General features: G+C 71.1%; 19 protein-coding genes. 11 read left to right on the plus strand and 8 right to left on the minus strand.

Going from position 1 to position 17,652, the window contains the following annotated elements:
- The 3 genes from QMK34_RS30890 to QMK34_RS30900 all read left to right on the plus strand — a co-directional run.
- The coding region (locus QMK34_RS30890) for a hypothetical protein (protein ID WP_326418056.1) at positions 1–338 on the plus strand (338 nt) is incomplete at its 5' end.
- Positions 339–528: 190 nt separating this feature from the next.
- Positions 529–1,467: a catalase family peroxidase gene (locus tag QMK34_RS30895; RefSeq protein WP_326418057.1), complete on the plus strand. Its 939-nt coding sequence runs from the start codon at positions 529–531 to the stop codon at positions 1,465–1,467.
- Between the two features lie 62 nt (positions 1,468–1,529).
- On the plus strand, positions 1,530–2,531 hold the full coding sequence (locus tag QMK34_RS30900; RefSeq protein ID WP_326418058.1) for an NAD(+)/NADH kinase: 1,002 nt from the start codon (positions 1,530–1,532) through the stop codon (positions 2,529–2,531).
- Between the two features lie 180 nt (positions 2,532–2,711).
- Here QMK34_RS30900 and QMK34_RS30905 read toward each other — a convergent pair whose 3' ends face one another.
- Positions 2,712–3,209, minus strand: a complete 498-nt coding sequence (locus QMK34_RS30905) for a DinB family protein (RefSeq protein ID WP_326418059.1) — start codon at positions 3,207–3,209, stop codon at positions 2,712–2,714.
- A 57-nt stretch (positions 3,210–3,266) separates the two neighbouring features.
- Between QMK34_RS30905 and QMK34_RS30910 the strand changes: the two genes are divergently transcribed.
- Positions 3,267–4,304 carry an alpha/beta hydrolase gene (locus QMK34_RS30910; RefSeq protein WP_326418060.1) on the plus strand — a complete coding sequence of 346 codons (1,038 nt, stop codon included), beginning with the start codon at positions 3,267–3,269 and terminating at the stop codon, positions 4,302–4,304.
- A 6-nt stretch (positions 4,305–4,310) separates the two neighbouring features.
- Here QMK34_RS30910 and QMK34_RS30915 read toward each other — a convergent pair whose 3' ends face one another.
- Together QMK34_RS30915 and QMK34_RS30920 are read right to left on the minus strand one after the other, a co-directional pair.
- Entirely contained in the window at positions 4,311–4,988 is a 678-nt protein-coding gene (locus tag QMK34_RS30915; RefSeq protein ID WP_326418061.1) for a response regulator transcription factor, read from the minus strand.
- Positions 4,989–4,990: 2 nt separating this feature from the next.
- Positions 4,991–6,172: a sensor histidine kinase gene (locus QMK34_RS30920; protein ID WP_326418062.1), complete on the minus strand. Its 1,182-nt coding sequence runs from the start codon at positions 6,170–6,172 to the stop codon at positions 4,991–4,993.
- Between the two features lie 178 nt (positions 6,173–6,350).
- Here QMK34_RS30920 and QMK34_RS30925 point away from each other — a divergent pair, with 178 nt between their 5' ends.
- Together QMK34_RS30925 and QMK34_RS30930 are read left to right on the plus strand one after the other, a co-directional pair.
- On the plus strand, positions 6,351–7,283 hold the full coding sequence (locus tag QMK34_RS30925) for an ABC transporter ATP-binding protein (protein ID WP_326418064.1): 933 nt from the start codon (positions 6,351–6,353) through the stop codon (positions 7,281–7,283).
- Positions 7,283–8,137: an ABC transporter permease subunit gene (locus tag QMK34_RS30930; protein WP_326418066.1), complete on the plus strand. Its 855-nt coding sequence runs from the start codon at positions 7,283–7,285 to the stop codon at positions 8,135–8,137. Before QMK34_RS30925 ends, QMK34_RS30930 begins: the two co-directional genes overlap by 1 nt.
- A gap of 28 nt (positions 8,138–8,165) precedes the next feature.
- Here QMK34_RS30930 and QMK34_RS30935 read toward each other — a convergent pair whose 3' ends face one another.
- Entirely contained in the window at positions 8,166–8,792 is a 627-nt protein-coding gene (locus tag QMK34_RS30935; protein WP_326418068.1) for a TetR/AcrR family transcriptional regulator, read from the minus strand.
- 46 nt (positions 8,793–8,838) lie between these two features.
- Complete coding sequence (locus QMK34_RS30940; protein WP_326418070.1) at positions 8,839–10,056, minus strand: M64 family metallopeptidase; 1,218 nt, start codon at positions 10,054–10,056, stop codon at positions 8,839–8,841.
- A 95-nt stretch (positions 10,057–10,151) separates the two neighbouring features.
- Between QMK34_RS30940 and QMK34_RS30945 the strand changes: the two genes are divergently transcribed.
- On the plus strand, positions 10,152–11,084 hold the full coding sequence (locus QMK34_RS30945; protein WP_326418072.1) for a LysR family transcriptional regulator: 933 nt from the start codon (positions 10,152–10,154) through the stop codon (positions 11,082–11,084).
- Between the two features lie 7 nt (positions 11,085–11,091).
- Here QMK34_RS30945 and QMK34_RS30950 read toward each other — a convergent pair whose 3' ends face one another.
- Both QMK34_RS30950 and QMK34_RS30955 read right to left on the minus strand, forming a co-directional pair.
- Positions 11,092–11,682, minus strand: a complete 591-nt coding sequence (locus tag QMK34_RS30950) for an Rv1733c family protein (RefSeq protein WP_326418074.1) — start codon at positions 11,680–11,682, stop codon at positions 11,092–11,094.
- A 621-nt stretch (positions 11,683–12,303) separates the two neighbouring features.
- On the minus strand, positions 12,304–12,555 hold the full coding sequence (locus QMK34_RS30955; RefSeq protein WP_326418076.1) for a hypothetical protein: 252 nt from the start codon (positions 12,553–12,555) through the stop codon (positions 12,304–12,306).
- Between the two features lie 77 nt (positions 12,556–12,632).
- On the opposite strand from QMK34_RS30955, the gene QMK34_RS30960 reads away from it, so the two are divergent.
- Positions 12,633–13,319 (plus strand): CoA transferase, encoded by a 687-nt coding sequence (locus tag QMK34_RS30960; protein WP_326418078.1) that lies wholly within the window; start codon positions 12,633–12,635, stop codon positions 13,317–13,319.
- Positions 13,320–13,493: 174 nt separating this feature from the next.
- Here QMK34_RS30960 and QMK34_RS30965 read toward each other — a convergent pair whose 3' ends face one another.
- Positions 13,494–14,036 (minus strand): Lrp/AsnC family transcriptional regulator, encoded by a 543-nt coding sequence (locus tag QMK34_RS30965; RefSeq protein WP_326418079.1) that lies wholly within the window; start codon positions 14,034–14,036, stop codon positions 13,494–13,496.
- 78 nt (positions 14,037–14,114) lie between these two features.
- Between QMK34_RS30965 and pdhA the strand changes: the two genes are divergently transcribed.
- From pdhA to QMK34_RS30980, 3 genes are read left to right on the plus strand one after another with little or no spacing between them, the layout of a single operon-like run.
- On the plus strand, positions 14,115–15,206 hold the full coding sequence (gene pdhA / locus QMK34_RS30970) for a pyruvate dehydrogenase (acetyl-transferring) E1 component subunit alpha (protein WP_326418080.1): 1,092 nt from the start codon (positions 14,115–14,117) through the stop codon (positions 15,204–15,206).
- Position 15,207: 1 nt separating this feature from the next.
- The gene (locus QMK34_RS30975; RefSeq protein WP_326418081.1) at positions 15,208–16,212 is read left to right on the plus strand and encodes an alpha-ketoacid dehydrogenase subunit beta; all 1,005 of its coding nucleotides are present in this window, start codon (positions 15,208–15,210) and stop codon (positions 16,210–16,212) included.
- Entirely contained in the window at positions 16,205–17,467 is a 1,263-nt protein-coding gene (locus tag QMK34_RS30980) for a dihydrolipoamide acetyltransferase family protein (protein ID WP_326418082.1), read from the plus strand. Before QMK34_RS30975 ends, QMK34_RS30980 begins: the two co-directional genes overlap by 8 nt.
- The last annotated feature ends 185 nt before the right edge of the window (positions 17,468–17,652 follow it).

Below are 17,652 nucleotides of genomic sequence, written 5' to 3' on the forward strand. Positions count from 1 at the left end.
CCTTCCAGGACCACCGGCACAACGTCATGCTCGTCGCGAGAAGCCGCTCGCGCGCCGACGCGGGCACCTGCGTGCTCGTCTCGGTGCGGAACGCGGCCGGCGGTGACGAACCCGAGGTTCTCGCGGTGCCGTTGAGCTGGCTGGATTCCCAGGACGTCGCCAATGGTCAGCTCCGGGTGGGGAAGGCGGGCGACGGCTTGTCCGTGTTCGTCGTACCCTCGCTGATCCGCGTGGAGCACGTCGACGAGCCGGTTCTCCGCCGGTCGCTGACCCGGTCGGCCAACACCACCACCCGGGACGCGCTGCGGCGCGCGCTGGGTCAGGATGGCGGCCACTGACCTTTCGAGACCTCGCCTCCTTTGTGGACGAGTTCGTACCGGACCGGCGGCCGCCTTGCCCCGGTGAACGGGATTCTGTACTCGCGATGGTGGCCGCACCTCCGGCGAGTCGTCCAAAGAGGACATGCCAGGAAATGATCAGGAACGATCTCTGCCTCTTTTCCCACACTCCCGATGTTAAGTTCGAAAAATGACCTCCGAACTGGCCAAATCCCAAATCTCCGCCACCATTGTGGACGACATCGAGCATCTCAAGGGCACGTACGCGGGCTACCGCCGAGCCCACGCCCGCGGGGTCTGCTACGACGCGACCTTCACCCCGTCCGGCGAGGCCGCCGCGCTCACCACAGCGCCGCACCTGCAGTCCACCCCGGTTCCCGCGACGGTGCGGTTCTCGCACACCGACACCAACCCGCACCTGCGGGACGCCGATCGCGCGGTCCGCGGGTTCGCCACCAAGTTCCACCTCCCAGACGGCGGCACCACCGACCTCATCGGGGTGAACCTCGACCGGTTCGTCGCCTCGACGCCGGAGCAGTTCCGCGAGCTGATCCAAGCCGCCCAGCCTGACCCGGTCACCGGCAAGCCCGACCTCCAGAACGTGCGGGCCTACGCGGGCGCCCACCCCACGGCGGGTCCCGGCCTCGCCGCCGCGGCCGTGATCCCGACCCCGGTCAGCTACGCGAGCGCCACCTACTGGGCGATCCACGCGTTCTTTTGGCGCAACGCCGCCGGGGAAGCGTGCGCGGTGAAGTACCGCTGGGTACCGGACGCCGGGAACGTGAACATCACCCCGGAAGAGGGTGCCGGCTGGTCGGCCACCCACCTGGCCGAGGAACTCGCCGAGCGGCTCAAGGCGGGCCCCGCCGGCTTCACGCTGGTGATCCAGCTCGGTGAGGAGGGCGACAACACCGACGACTCCACCCAGGTGTGGCCCGCCGACCGGACCGAGATCACCGCGGGTCACCTGTCGATCACCGGCGAGGCGGCCGACCAGGAGCACTGGGCGGACCAGGTGTTCGACCCCACCCAGCTGCCCGAGGGCATCGAGGTGTCGGCCGACCCCGTGCTCGCCGCCCGAAGCACGATCTACGCGGTTTCCTACGATCGGCGGATCCACAAACGCTGAGCCGCTCGGTATCGGCTACCTTGGCGACGAGGTTTCCGTGTGCCGAAAGGAAGGCCCGCACCATGCCCTGCCGCCGGATCGGGCTCGTCGTCCATCAGGGCCGCGCCGCCGCGGTCGAGGGCGCCGGTGTGGTCCGCCGCTGGGCGGCCGAGCGCGACATCGCCGTCCGGGACGTCGACGTCTGGGAGACCGATTCGCGACTCGGCCTGCGCCGGGCCGCCGTGGACGAGGTCAGTGCCAGCGGCCATCCCGACCTGGTGGTCACGATCGGTGGCGACGGCACCTTCCTGCGCGGGGCGCGGTTCGCCGCGGTCGACCGCGTGCCGGTGCTCGGGGTCAACTCGGGCCGGGTCGGTTTCCTGACCGAGGTCGAACCGGGCGAGATCACCGAGGCGCTGGACGCCTTCGAGTCCGGGCGCGCGGTGATCGAGGAACGCCAGGTGCTCACCATGCGCGCCTCGCGGCCACTGGAGATCCCGCCCGACATGCAGGACATGCTCTGCTACGGCCGTGGTCCGTTGCTGCCGCCGCCCTCGCCGAGGCCGTTCACCGGGGTCGGCGTGGAGTCCGGCGTCGAACTGGACGTCACCGCGGTGAACGACATCGTGTTCGAGAAGCTCGCGCGGGACAGGCAGGCGAGTCTCGGCGTGTACATCGACGGCGAGCAGTTCGCGGCCTATTCGGCCGACGCGCTCATCGCCGCCAGCCCGACCGGCTCCACGGCATACAGCTTCGCCGCGGGCGGGCCGGTGCTCTCGCCGCGGATGCGGGCGCTGGTGTTCACCCCGGTCGCGCCGCACATGGTGTTCGACCGCAGCCTCGTGCTCTCGCCCGACGAGGAGGTCGCGGTCCGGGTTCTCGACGGCTCCGGCCAGGTCGCGGTGAGCGTGGACGGCCAGCTGCGCGGCGTGCTGGACCCCGGCGACTGGGTCGGGGTGTACGCGGCGGACTGGCCGGTGCGGCTGGTGCGCGTCCGCCCGGCGAACTTCTACTCACGCCTCCGTCAGCGCTTCAGCCTCACCGACGCGCCCGCCGCCGTCGCGGACCTGCACGTCCGACACTAGGCCGTGTCTGGCAGATCAAGTTCGCGGTCTTCGCGCCCAGGCGGCCCCTGACGACGCGGCGGGATGCGCCCGAGTACGACCCGGTACGAGGGCGATCCCGCCGCACTGCCAGGAACCACCTGGATCACGAAGCCCATCGAACAGATTTACCAGGCACGGCCTAGGCCGTTTCCGGGGCGGTCAACCGGGATGGTCACCGGTCGCGCCGTCGAGCAGTTCGCGCAGGATGTCGAGATGACCCGTGTGCCGCGCGGTCTCCTCGACCAGGTGGATCAGCACCCAGCGCAGCGTCACCTCCGCACCGAACCAGGCGGTCGTCCGGTGCTCGAGGTTCAGCTCGCCGATCACCGCGTCGGCCGCCGCGCGCGCCCTCGCGTAGAACGCCAGCACGTCCGCGGTGGACTCGTCCGGCCCGATCCGCATCTCCGCGTCCGGCGCGTTCTCGTCGAACGGCAGCGGTTCGGTCTCCCGCCCGAACGTCTGGCAGAACCACTCGTACTCGTAGGCCGCGAGGTGCTTGACGAGGCCGAGCAGGCTGAGCCCCGACGGGGTCATCGGCCTGCGCAGCTGCTCGTCGGTCAGCCCCGCCAGCTTCCACAGTGCGACATCGCGGTGCCGGTCCAGACTCGTCCAGAGGCTGTCCTTCTCCTCGCCGGTGAACGGCACGTTCCTCGTCATGGCTGTCACGGTAGCGCCGATGCGGCGCGCGGCCGCCGGGTGCGGTAGACACGAGGGATGCTGCCCTGGTCCACGGAATTCGCCGGTGTCCTTGAAGAACACGACCTGACAAGCACCGTCCTGCGGGGCAACCCGCTCGGTGATCCGCACGTGCGGCCGATCTGGGTGTACCTCCCGCCCGGGTACGGCGACGATCCCGGCCGCCGCTACCCGGTCGTCTACGTGCTCCAGGGCTACACCGGGCACCTCGGGATGTGGCGCAACCGGACGCCGTTCCGCCAGCCGTTCCCCGAGCTCGCCGACGCGATGTTCGCCAGGGGGGAGGCCCCGCCGGGGATCGTGGTCTATGTCGACGCGTGGACCTCGCTCGGCGGGAGCCAGTTCGTCGACTCGCCGGGCACCGGGAACTACCACTCCTACCTCTGCGACGAGGTCGTGCCCTGGGTCGACGAGCGCTACCGGACGCTGGCCGACCGCGACCACCGGGCGATCACCGGCAAGTCCAGCGGCGGGTACGGCGCGATGATCACGCCGATGCGCCGCCCCGAGCTGTTCGGCGCCTTCGCCACCCACGCGGGCGACGCGCTGTTCGACGCCGCGTACCGGCCTGAGTTCCCGATGGTCGCGCGGTTGCTGCTGGACGAATACGGCGGCAGCGTCACCGACTTCCTGGCCGATTTCCGGTCCCGCATCCCGATGTCGCGGGAGAGCGACGGCCCTCTGCTCGAATTCTACGGCTATTCGGCCGCTTACTCCGCGGATCCGGACGGCACCGTGCGGCTGCCGTTCGACGAGTTCGGGGCCACGGTCCCGGCGGCCTGGGAGCGGTGGCTCGCCCACGATCCCGTGGTGATGGCCGGGCAGCCGCACCACGCCGACGCGCTGCGCTCGATGCGCGCGATCTGGATCGACGCCGGGAACCGGGACCAGTACTACCTCGACCTCGGCGCGCAGGCGTTCCGGCGGGTGATCGCGGCCGCCGGGGTCGCGGACGAGCGGGTGTACTTCGAGCTGTTCGACGGCACGCACCGGGCGATCGAATACCGCTATCCGCTGGCGCTGGCCTGGCTGCTGCGGCGGATGGCAGGGGACTGACCGCCGTCAGACCGTCCCTTGTGGACGGACGAGCCCGGTCTGGAACGCGACGACGACCAGCTGGGCCCGATCCCGCGCGCCGAGTTTCATCATCGCCCGGTTCACGTGCGTCTTCGCCGTCAGCGGGGACACGAACAGTTTCTCGGCGATGTCGTCGTTGGACAGCCCGGTCGCGACCAGCGTCACGATCTCCCGCTCGCGTGCGGTCAGCACGTCGAGCGCCGGGGGCGCGGGCGGCGCGGCGCGCTCGGGTTCGGCGAGGAACCGTGCGATGAGCCCGCTGGTGGCGACGGGGGACAGCAGCGAGTCCCCGGCGGCGATGACCTGGATAGCCTGGATCAGGTGCGCCGGCTCGACGCCCTTGCCGAGGAACCCGCTGGCCCCGGCGCGCAGCGCTTCGAAGACGTACTCGTCGATCTCGAAGGTGGTCAGGATCAGCACCTTCACCCCGGCGAGGTCCTCGTCGGCGGTGATCGCCCTGGTGGCCGCCAGCCCGTCCAGGTCCGGCATGCGGATGTCCATCAGCACCACGTCGGCGCGCGTCGACCGGGCGAGGGCGACGGCTTCGCGCCCGTTCGCGGCCTCGCCGACCACCTCGAGCTCGGGCGAGGAGTCCAGCAGCACGCGGAAACCGGCGCGGATGAGCGCCTGGTCGTCGGCGAGCAGCACCCTGATCACGGACATCGTCAGCCTTCTTCCGGTCGGGGCAGCACGGCGGTGACCTGGAAGCGCCCATCGGGCCGGGCTCCCGCACGCAGTGTGCCGCCCACGGAGACCGCCCGCTCCCTCATGCCGACGAGCCCATGCCCTCCCGGCGGCGTCGCGGGCGGGCCGTCCTTGGCGAAGCGGTGGTTGCTGACCTCGATGTGCAGGGCGTCGGCCCGGTGCTCCAGCCGCACGGTGGCGCCCGACCCGCCGCTGTGTTTCTGCACGTTGGTGAGGGACTCCTGGATGATCCGGTACGCCGCGAGGTCCACCGCGGACGTGGTGGGCCGCACCTTGCCGGAGGTGGTGAGCTCGATCCGCAGGCCGGCCCGCACGAAGCTGTCGACCAGGGTGTCGAGCCGGTCCAGGCCGGGCGCGGGTTCGGTGGGCGCGGCCGCGTCGCCCGACTGGCGGAGCACGCCGAGCAGGGTGCCGAGTTCGCTCAGCGCGGTGCGGCTGGCGAGCCGGACGTGCGCGAGCGCCTCCTCGGCGGCGTCCGGCTGGGCGCGCAGCAGGTGCGTGGCCACCCCGGCCTGGACGTTGATCAGCGCGATGTGGTGCGCCACGACGTCGTGCAGCTCGCGCGCGATGCGCAGGCGTTCCTCGGCGACCTGCCGTCCGGCTTCCTCCTCGCGGGTCTGTTCCGCGTGGCGGGCGCGTTCCTCGATCGTGGCCACGTACGCGCGGCGGCTGCGCACCGCGTCGCCGACCGCGGTCGCCATGGCGACCCACGCCACGAAACCCAGGTTGCGGGGATTCGACCAGGGATCGGTGGTGGCGCTGATCGCCGAGACGAGCAGCACCGCGCTGACGAGCAGGCCCGCCGTCCACGCGGTGCGCCGGTCCAGGTACTTGGCGACGGTGTAGGCGGCGACCGCGACCACCGCGGTGTACGGCGTCCTCGCGTCGGTGAAGGTGATGGCCACGATGGTGCCCGCGGTGGCCACCGCGAGCACCGGCACGGGCCAGCGGCGCCGGACCGCCAGCGCGCCGCAGATCAGGACGCCGACCGTGATGCTCGGCCCGTTGGCCACGTAGTCGCGGCCGTGCTCCGGGGCGATCGACGCGGCGAGCGTGATGAGGAAGACGACGACCGCGAAGACGAGGTCGGCGGCGCACGGATGACGGCGAACAGCGTGGCGCAGGGATGTCCAGCCGGTCATGACCTCACAGTACGGCTCGGCGCGCCCCTGCCGAATCGTGAGTACACGGTAGATATCACGTACTGCGTCCGTAGTACGTGGGCCAGGGAACCGGTGTCGTGTACCGCGTTCGCCGCACGCCGGAATGCCTGCACCGCGACGACGCGCGGACGAGGGGCCGGGGAGCATTGTCAACCGCATGATCGAAGCAACCGAACTGAGCAAGCGCTACGGGGACAAGGTCGCCGTCGACTCGCTGACCTTCACCGTCCACCCAGGGATCGTCACCGGTTTCCTCGGCCCCAACGGGGCGGGCAAGTCGACCACCATGCGGATGATCGCGGGCCTCGACGCCCCGACGTCGGGCCGGGTACTGCTCGACGGGCGCCCGTACGCCGAGCACCCCGCACCCCTGCACTCCATGGGCGCGCTGCTGGAGGCGAAGGCGGTGCACACCGGTCGGTCGGCGTACAACCACCTGCTCGCGATGGCCGCCACCACCGGCATCTCGCGCCGCCGTGTGCACGAGGTGATCGAGCTCGTCGGGCTGACCGAGGTCGCCCGCAAACGGGCGGGCGGGTTCTCCCTTGGCATGGGGCAGCGGCTCGGGATCGCTTCGGCGCTGCTCGGCGACCCCCAGACGCTGATCCTCGACGAGCCGGTCAACGGGCTCGACCCCGAGGGCGTGCTCTGGATCCGGAACCTGCTCAGGGGGCTCGCCGCCGAGGGCCGCACGGTGTTCGTCTCCTCGCACCTGATGAGCGAGATGGCACTGACCGCGCAACACCTGATCGTGATCGGCCGCGGCAAGCTCATCGCCGACGTCTCGGTCGCCGACTTCACCGCCAGTGCCTCACTGAACAGCGTCCTCGTGCGTTCTCCGCAGGCCTCGCGGCTGCGTGACGTCCTCGTCGACGACGGGGTGAGCATCGCCAGCACCGAACGTGGCGTGCTGGAGGTGACCGGGCTGACGCCCGCGCAGATCGGCGACCGGGCGCTCGCCGCCGGGATCGCGGTGCATGAGCTGACCAGCAGGCAGGCCTCGCTGGAGGAGGCGTTCATGGAGCTGACCAAGGACGCCGTCGAGTACCACGCCTCGTCCGAGCTCGTGTCCGCCGCGAAGGGATCCTGATGACCACCACCGTGCTCGGCAAACTCGATCCTGTCCCCGTCCGCCCGCTGGCCCCCGAGCTCAAGGTCACCCAGGCACGGGTGATCAAGTCCGAGTGGATCAAGTTCCGCTCGCTGCGCTCCACCCTGATCACCCTCGGCGCGGCCGCGGTGCTCCTGGTCGGTCTCGGCGTCCTGCTCTCCGCCTTCCGGAGCGGCCAGCTGGCGGCCCCCGACGGCGGCGGCCGCCCGGCGGGCGGGCAGGACCCGACCGCGATCAGCCTCGGCGGCGCCATGCTGGCCCAGCTGATCATCGGCTCCCTGGGGGTGCTGATCACCGCGACCGAGTACTCCACCGGGATGATCCGCTCGTCGCTGGCGGCGGTCCCGCGCCGGCTTCCGGTGTTGTGGGGCAAGGTGATCGTGTTCGCCGTGGTCACCTTCGCGGTGATGGCCGTGGCCTCGTTCCTGGCGTTCTTCGGTGGCCAGGCGGTGCTGTCCAGCGGGGGCGCGGCGACGGCGTCGCTGGGTGATCCCGGGGTGCTGCGGGCCGTTCTCGGCTCCGCGGTCGACCTGACCGGGGTCGGCCTGCTCGGCCTCGCGCTGGGCGCGTTGCTGCGGACCACCGCGGGCGCGATCTCGACCCTGTTCGGGGTGACCCTGTTGCTGCCGGGCCTGATCCAGCTGCTGCCCGACAGCGTCGGGACGGCCGTGGGCCCGTACCTGCCGTCGACGGCCGTGCAGGCCTTCATGACCGCACAGGCCGCGCCCGGCGCGAACCTGCTGTCGCCGTGGGCCGGGCTGGCGGTGTTCGCGGGCTACATCGTGGTGCTGCTCGGCGCGGCCGCGGTATTCCTCAAGCGCCGCGACGCCTGATGTCCCTCGCGGGACCGGCGCGCGCCGTTCAGCAGGAGCCGAACGGCGCGTGGCGGTCCCGGATCGGCGTCACCGGGGGCAGCGGGCTGGCGCCCTCCGGGGAGAGCCCGTCGAGCAGGACGCCCAGATACCGCCGCCAGCCGTCCTCGCCGGGCCGGAAGGACGTCACCGTCCCGAGGACCATCAGGATCAGCCGCGGGGTGTCGTCCGGGGTCAGGTCCGCGCGGAAGACCCCCGTTTCCTGACCACGCCGGATCAGCTCGCCGAGCGGCTCGAAGAACCGCCCGGCGAGGTCCAGTGTCATCGCTCCCGCGTCGCTCGCGGCGGCGAGGGTGCAGTGCTCCTGCGAGGCCACCGACAGCGCCGCCTCCAGCGCGATGATCACCGCCTGCCGCGGGTCCCGCTCGGCCAGGGCCCGCTCGATCGCGGGGGCCACGAACTCGCCGAACTGCCGTTCGAGAACCGCCTTGACCAGCTCTTCCTTGTTCGCGAACCGGCGGTACAGCGTGGCGACACTGACCCCGGCCGCCGCGGCGACCTCGTCGAGCTGGACGTCGAGGCCGTCGCGGCGGAAGGCCGCGTGGGCGGCTTCCACGATGCGCCGGGAGTTGCGGGCGGCGTCGGCGCGCAGTCGCGGCGCCGGTTTTTCGGGCATACCCCACTGTAACGAGTGATAGCCGGCTTTCAGTTGGGTCGGGAGCTCAGGCGTCCACGTGCCAGACACGGGTGTCGCTCAACGCCGCTCGCAACGTCTTGTCGCGGACCCGGTCGCTGTCGTCGGTGACCGTCACCGCGACGGTGTGCGCGCCCGGCGCCAGGTGCGGCGCCCGGACGTCGAGAGCGGTGCCACCGGAAGGAATCCGCCGATCGTCCACCGACCAGGTGATGGTCTTCGGCCCCGGGACCTTCGCGACGGCGACCCTGAGTGAGCCGTCGCCCGCTGTGGTGGCGGAGTCGATGGTGTCGGCCTCGCGGTAGAAACCGGCGATCATCGCCTCCGTGCTGGGCGGGTTGAACTCCTGCCCGAGCGTCCGCATGACGGAGTTCTGGCTAGGGCGGTACATGCCGCTGGTGCAGTAGCGAGCGCCCGCGTAGGCGCCGACCGTGCCGCCGTCGGGTGACGGCTGGCCGAGCCAGTCGTACCATTTGGCCCGCCGGGTCCGCATCTGGTCCGCGGTGTAGGTGGTGGCGTTGGGCTCCTCCGGCTGGGCGGGATCGCAGGTGCCGTAGTCGTACTCGTCGGCGAGGCCGCCGATGGAGTGCCCGAGCTCGTGGATGACGATCTGGCTGGCCTGGGCGTTGCCGCCGGAAGAGGTCGCCACCGAGCCGCCCGCCCCGCCGTACTTGGTGGTGTTGGCCAGCACGATGACCTGGTCGACGTCCGGGGCCGCGGCGGCGTACTGGTTGGCCTTGGTCTCGTTGACGCACAGCAGCCGTTCTATGCCGCCGCACCAGAAATACGAGTCCAGTGCCGTTTTCCGATTCACCCCGAGTGCCGGGTCGTTGTCCACACCGGACTCGGCGGAGGCGACGTCGACCTGCCAGATGTTGAACTGGCCCCGGTAACTCTTGTAGGGCTCGACCGCGAACAGCGCCGCCACGCTGGTGCGGACGTTCTGCGCGTAGGTGCCGAGCTGGTCCGAGGTGTAGCCGTCGCCGACGAAAACCAGGTCGAACCGGCTCGCGCTGGGGCCGTTGACCTCGATCGGCGTCACGTCGCCCGGCGCGAGCGCGCTCTGCGGCGCCCGTGCGATGTCCGACACCGGTCTGGTGACCGGCACCCGGTGGATGCTGCCGTCGGGGCTGAAGACCTCCATGGCCGTGGTGAAACCGGGCGTCGCGGTGGCCGGTGCCGCGGCGGGCAGCAGCGCGGCGGCGAGAGCGCCGAGCACCGCCGTCGCGAGACGTGCGTGTGGCATGCGTACTCCTTGCGGGGACGGGAAGGGGGAGTACAAGCACGATCCCGACTTTCAGCGGCTTCCGGGACACCTCAACCGGCCATAACCTCGGCGTGATGGACGTCGAGTTGCGGCATCTGCGCGTGGTGTGCGCCATCGCCGACGCCGGCAGCATCACCAGGGCGGCCACGACGACCGGCACCAGCCAGCCGGCGCTGACCGCGACCCTGCAGCGGATCGAGCGGGCGCTGGGCAGCCGCCTGTTCTCGCGCGGGCGCGAAGGGGTGACGCCCACCGCGTTCGGCGAATGCGTCCTCACCCGGGCCCGCACGGTGCTCGCCGCCTCGGACGCGCTGCACCGCCACGCGGCGAGCTGGCTGGCGGACGGATCGGCCCGTCCGGTCGCGCTGGGCGGCATCGGCGGATCGATGGTGATCGAGCTGGCCGGCCGGCTCAGCGGGGCCGACGAGGTTTCGGTGACGACCCACTTCTCGCCCCGGCGACTGCTGGACCTGCTGGCGGCCGGGCGGCTCGACGCCGCTGTCGTCGCGGACTACCCGGGGTACGACCTCGTCGCGCCGCGCGGGGTTTCATTGCGGTGGCTGGCCACCGTGCCGGTGTTCGTGGCGCTGCCCGCCGGCCATCCCGCGCTGGCCGGGCCGGGGATCGAGCTGGCCGACCTGGCGGACGAGCAGTGGGTGCTCGGCCCTTCCGACGGCGCGGGCTGGCCCGAGTGCTTCGAAACGGCGTGTGCCCGTGCAGGGTTCCGGCCTCGCGTGGCGCACCGCGTCGCGGAACTCCGCCCGCTGCAGCACCTCATCGTGGCGGGGCGGGCTATCTCCCCGTGCCAGGTCACGTTTCCCCCGTCACCGGGGATCGTGATCCGGCCGCTGGCGGGTGATCCGCTGTGGATGCGCCACCACATCGCGTGGCACGCCGACGGCGCTTTCGGCGCGCGTCCCGAGCCGCTGATCGCCGAGGCGGCGGCCGCGTACCGGCTCGACATCGAGCAGAGCCCGGCCTACCAGCAGTGGCTTGCGGTCCGCTGAACGCCGGTCAGGGCTGCGAACGCTGCCCGGCGTACTCCGCCCAGGCGCGGTCCCAGTCCGCGGCGCGGCGGCGGTCGAGCAGACGGCGTCCGAGCCGGTAGCCGAGCAGGAGCACCGCGGTGGGAACGAACCAGACCCAGCCTGCCAGGAACAGGCTCTCGAAGACGGCCCCGACCGGGGTGACGGGCGCCAGCGTTGACGCACCCTTGGCGTCGAGCCAGATCCGCACGGCCGTGCCAGCCGGGCTGCCCGGCGCGGCCAGGACGTCACCGCGATGGGATAGGCCCCGGGCATCGGTCCACCTCGCCGCGACGGTGAGCCCGTCGACCGGACCGGCGCCGTCACTGCTCACGACTGGCCTCGGCGCCTCGGCCAGGGTGATGGCCGTCGCGGGCTGGTGACCGTGGTGCGCGTCGGCCAGCTCGGTGCGGTAGCTGGTCGTGCCCGTGACCGCGGCGAACGGCACGGCGAGGAGCCCGCCGCCCACGAGCACCAGCAGGAGCACGGCTTCGATCCGATCCCAGACCTGGGCTATCGGGTTGCCAGCGGGACGCAGCCGGCGCCGGAACCGGTCGGCTTCGTCGAAGAGCCTGCGCACGACTGCCCCCTCCTCGGGAATCAATGTCACGTGAACCTCCAGTATCCGCCCGACTTCCCTGATTTGTCCGGAAAAAGGGACCAAGACCACCCATCCGGCCCCGGCCGGCCGGGTTCGACGGGCTGAACCGTCCACATCGGACATACGGTCGCCCGGCATGATCTTGGTGATCATTCCGACGCGCGCGCAGCGGCCCTTCTCTTCGTGCGCCCCGGCCCCTGACGTCGAGGGCGTAGCGCGCTCGATAAGCCGCTCACCAGCAAGGAGGCCGGTCCTGTCCCTGTCTGACCGCATCGCGAAGGCGATCGCCGATTCCGCGACGGGCGACGGTTTCGACCCGCACGCGGAGCTCGGCGAGGTGCTCGCGGGGATCGGCCTGAGCCCGGCGGACAGCGGCGGCGACATCACCTTCCGTGGCGCCGCCGGGATCGCGCTGACCGCGAAGTCGGTCGCCATGGCCAAGCTGTGGCGCGCGCGAGGGGGCGACGGCCAGGACATCGCGATGGACCTGCGGCTCGCACCGCACCGGCTGTGCCCCTTCTACGGCCGGAAATGGGAGCTGCTGAACGGCTATCCCGGCTCGTCGCCCGCCAATCCGAGCTCGGCTTTCGGGTTCGGCTTCTACCGCACGGCGGACGACCACTGGGTGATGCCGCTCAACCCGTACCCGAAGATCAAGGTCGCCGCGCGGAAGCTGCTGGGCGTGCCGGACGACGCCGAAGCCGTCGCCGTCTCGCGGTGGAAGGCGGCGGACCTCGAGGAAGCGGGCGAGGCCGCCGGGGTGGTCATGCCGATGCTGCGGACCACGGCGGAACTGCTGGCCGGGCCGCAGTTCCACGACGTGCTGGCCGGTCTCCCGCTGATCGAGGTCACCAAGGTCGCCGACAGCGACCCGGAGCCGCTGCCCGCCGGTGCCGACCAGCCGTTGAGCGGGGTGCGGGCCGCTGTGCATGGGGCACGTGATCGCGCTGCACGGCGCGGACGTGCTGAACCTGTGGCGGCCCAACGAGCTCGAGCACGACAGCACCTACCTGACCGCGAACGTCGGCACCGGTGCGTCCACTGTGGACCCTTACGAAACCGGAGGCGCGCAGCGGATCCAGGTGCTACTGGGCGGGGCAGACGTGTTCTACGCGAACCGGCGTCCCGGCTACCTCGCCAGGATCGGGCTCTCGCCAGAGCAAGCCGCGCGTGCACGTGTCGCGGACCAGGGCCGCGCTGTGGATCCTGAGCTTGGGCGTGTTCGACCTCGGGTACGGGAAGGAGATCGCGGGGACGGGGGAGTAGCACGCCTACCCCGCACCGGAGACGTTCACCGCCGAGACCCCGCTGGGCGCCTACCAGGGTGTCACCGACCAGGTCCGGATGTCGGCCACCCCCGGCCGCTACCGCGACGTCCTCGTCCCGCGCCGCTCTTCCCGGCCTGCCTGGCTCTGACTGCGCCCCTGTCTGAGAAGGCGTCCGGAACTGATGTCATGTCGTCCAGTTTGGTGCCTAGGGCCGGGTGCCTGACGGGGACTGTCACGCGGTCAGTTCTGGTGAAGGGGACTTTTGCAAGGTTGAGTCGAGAGAAAGTCCCCTGCAGTCGCCACCCCAGGTTTGCCGTGTGCCCTGATGGGAGCCTTCACGGCGTTTAACGCTGTCATGGTGGCCTTCAGGGGCACGCATGAAACGGTCATGGCGGTATGAAACGGGCGAATGGGTGGACTTTCCGTCCTTTGTGGAGGGTAAGCGGCTTCGAAGGACAGGTGCCCGAGGCTTCGAGCGGCGGCTGCTGCGACAGTTCTCAGACGCGTTCTCAGCGGGAGAGTTCAGGAGAGCCAGGGCGGGCCGATGCCGTCGAGCTCCTCGAAGATGAGCCAGGTGCGGGTGGAGCGGACGCCTTCGATGGCCTGCAGGCGCTCCAGCACGACGTCGCGCAGGGTGGCGTTGTCGGGGGTGCGGACGAGCAGCAGGATGTCGAAGTCGCCGCCGACCAGCGCGACGTGGTCGACGTAGGGGATCTTGCGGAGCCCGGCCGCCATCGCGCGCCAGGACGTCTGCTCGACGGTGACCATGATGTACGCGCTCGTGCCGAGCCCGGCCAGCCGCGCGTCGACGCGCAGGCCGAAGCCGGTGATCACGTGCTCGGCGAGGAGCCGCTCGATCCGGGCGTAGGCGTTGGTCCGGGAGATGTGCAGTTTGTCGGCCAGCGACCGGATCGACATCCGGCCGTCCTCGGACAGTTCGCCGATGATCGCCCGGTCGACCTCGTCGAGGGGGGCGACCGTTCGTCCCGGCGACCCGGCCGGGAGCGAGGCGGTGCCGGACGTTTGGTCGGCTGAATCGTTCCCTGAAGTCAATGTGTCGCTCATTTCGCCGATTGCTTGTACATCGGGCCGGTCAGATCCACGATTCTCGCATCATATGTCTCGCGGAAGGTGGGCTCGGCCATGACGGTGGAAGCGCGTGACCTGCTCCCTTCGGACCGCCCGGTGCGGTTCGTGGCGAAGGACGGCACGGCCGTCGACCAGGCGTCCGGTCACCAGGCGCCCGGCCTCGACCGGCTGCGCGAGGCGTACCGGCTGATGGTGCTGGGCCGCCGGTTCGACACGCAAGCCACAGCGCTGACGAAACAGGGCAGGCTTGCCGTGTACCCGTCCAGCACCGGCCAGGAGGCCTGCCAGATCGCGTGCGTGCTCGCGCTGCGCGACGCCGACTGGCTGTTCCCGACCTACCGGGACTCGATGGCGCTCGTCGCGCGCGGCCTCGACCCCGGCGAGGTGCTGACCCTGCTGCGCGGCGACGCGCACTGCGGCTACGACCCGGCGGCCGCCCGGGTCGCGCCGCAGTGCACCCCGCTGGCGACCCAGACCCTGCACGCCACCGGCCTGGCCCACGCCATGAGCCGCCGCGGTGAGGACACCGTGACGATGGCGCTGATCGGCGACGGTGGCACCAGCGAGGGCGACTTCCACGAGGCGCTCAACTTCGCCGCCGTGTTCTCCGCGCCGGTGGTGTTCTTCGTCCAGAACAACCAGTACGCGATCTCGGTGCCGCTGGCCAAGCAGAGCGCGGCGCCCGCGCTGGCCTACAAGGGCGTCGGCTACGGTGTCCGCTCCGAGCAGGTGGACGGCAACGACGCGGTGGCCGTGCTCGCGGTGCTCGACGCCGCCGTCGAGCACGCGCGCAGTGGCCGTGGCCCGTTCCTGGTCGAGGCGCACACCTACCGGATGGACGCGCACACCAACGCCGACGACGCCACCCGGTACCGCGACAGCGCTGAGGTCGAGCGCTGGCGCGCGGCCGACCCGGTGGCCCGCCTGGAGACCTATCTCCGGGACAGGAACGCGTTGTCCGATAACGACATCGAGGGCTTCAAGGCCGAAGCGGAGACCTTCGCGGCCGGTGTGCGCGGCCAGCTGAACGAGGACGTCTCGCCCGATCCGCTGTCGCTGTTCGAGCACGTCTACGCCGAACCGACACGGCAGCTGGCCGAGCAGCGCTCGTTCCTCGCCGCCGAACTCGACACCCAGGAGGCGTGACATGCCGGAAACGACCATGGCGCAGGCATTGAACGCGGCCCTGCGCGACGCGGTGAAGGACGACGAGCGCGTGCTGGTCTTCGGCGAGGACGTCGGCGCGCTCGGCGGCGTCTTCCGCGTCACCGACGGGCTCACCGCCGACTTCGGCGAGGACCGCTGCTTCGACACCCCGCTCGCCGAGTCCGGCATCGTGGGCTTCGCCGTCGGCATGGCGATGGGCGGGTTCCGGCCGGTCGTCGAGATGCAGTTCGACGCCTTCGCCTACCCGGCGTTCGAGCAGATCACCTCGCACGTGGCGAAGCTGCGCAACCGCACGCGCGGCGCGTTGTCGCTGCCGATGGTGATCCGCGTTCCCTACGCCGGGGGCATCGGCGGCGTCGAGCACCACTGCGATTCCAGCGAGGCCTACTACACGCACACGCCCGGGCTCCGCGTCGTCACACCCGGCACCCCGCAGGACGCCTACGACCTGCTGCGCGACTCGATCGACTGTCCTGACCCGGTCGTCTTCCTCGAGCCGAAGTGCCGTTACTGGTCGAAGGGCCAGGTGAACTACACGCGGTCGGGCGCGGCGATGGACCGCGCGGTGATCCGGCGTCCCGGCAAGGACGTCTCGCTGATCGCCTACGGCCCGATGGTCGCGACCGCGCTGGAAACCGCCGAAGCGGCGACGGCCGAGGGCTGGGATGTCGAGGTGGTCGATCTGCGCAGCCTGAGCCCGTTCGACGACGACACCGTGACCGAGTCGGTGCGCCGCACCGGACGCGCCGTCGTGGTGCACGAGGCGTCCGGTTTCGGCGGCTACGGCGCCGAGGTCGTCGCCAGGGTGACCGAGCGCTGCTTCCACCACCTGCACGCCCCGGTGCTGCGGGTGACCGGGTTCGACACCCCGTACCCGCCGCCGAAGCTCGAGCGGCACCACCTGCCGAGCGTCGACCGCATCCTCGACACCATCGGCCGCCTGCAGTGGGACGACCAGCCCGTGCGGGAGGGACAGTATGCCTGAGTTCCTGCTGCCCGACCTCGGTGAAGGACTGACCGAGGCGGAGATCGTCGGCTGGCACGTGGCCGTCGGCGACACGATCACCGTCGACCAGGTCGTCGTCGAGGTGGAGACCGCGAAGGCAGCGGTGGAGGTCCCGGCGCCGTTCGCCGGTGTGGTCACGGTGCTGCACGGCAAAGCGGGGGAGACCCTGGCGGTCGGCGCGCCGCTGCTGACCGTCGGCGAGCCCGCGGTGGGCTTCAACGAACCCGGCGTCGCTGTCCCCGTCGCGGCGGAGGGGAGTGGCGAGGGGAGTGGCAAGGGGAGTGGCAATGTCCTGATCGGGTACGGCACGGCGCCGACCACCCGCCGCACCCGCCGGACGAAGCGCACACGGGAGCCGGTCACCCGGCCACCGGCCAGGGCCCCTGGCGTGATCTCGCCGCTGGTCCGCAAACTCGCCGTGGATCACGGCGTCGACCTCCGGAGCCTCGCGGGCACCGGCCCGCAAGGCCTCGTCCGGCGCTGCGACGTCGACGCGGCGATCACCGCCCTGACCGAGCCGAAACCGTTGCCGCGACAGGAAACCGAGGGTGACCGACGGATTCCGCTGCGCGGCGTGCGCAAGACCGTCGCGGACAAGCTCGCGACGTCACGCCGTGAGATTCCCGAAGCGACGGTGTGGGTGGACGTCGACGCGACGGCTTTGCTCGAGGCGCGGAAGGAGCTGAACGCGCGGCAGCCGGATCGGCCGGTCAGCCTGCTGGCGCTGGTGTCCCGCTTCGTCGTCGCGGGCCTGCGCCGGTTCCCGGAGCTGAACTCGCGCGTCGAGCCGGACGCGATCGTGGTGCTGCGGGACATCCATCTCGGTTTCGCGGCGCAGACCGACCGCGGCTTGATGGTGCCCGTGGTCAACGGCGCGGACTCGCTGTCCACCCGTGAGTTGTCCGCGGCGATCGCCGACCGGACCGCCGCCGCCCGCGACGGCAAACTGACCCCGGCCGGGCTCACCGGCGGCACGTTCACGGTCAACAACTACGGCGTGTTCGGCGTCGACGGGTCCGCCGCGATCATCAACCACCCCGAGGCGGCGATCCTCGGCATCGGGCGCATCATCGACCGGCCCTGGGTGGTCGGCGGTGAACTGGCCGTGCGCAAGGTGACCGAGCTGACGCTCGCCTTCGACCACCGCGTCTGCGACGGCGGCACCGCGGGCGGCTTCCTGCGCTTCGTGGCGGACTGCGTCGAATCCCCGATCAGCGCCCTCGGCGAACTCTGAGAAGGCATCCGGAAACTGACGTCATGTCGGCTTGCCGTGTGCCCTGATGGGAGCCTTCACGGCGTTTAACGCTGTCATGGTGGCCTAATGGGCACGCATGGAACGGTCGTGGCGGTGTAAAGCGGGCGAGTGGGCAGACTTTCGTCTTTTGTGGAGGGTAAGCGGCTTCGAAGGACAGGCGCGCG

Origin of the sequence: Amycolatopsis sp. H20-H5, from assembly GCF_035828755.1 — a bacterium.
Classification (GTDB): Bacteria; Actinomycetota; Actinomycetes; order Mycobacteriales; family Pseudonocardiaceae; genus Amycolatopsis.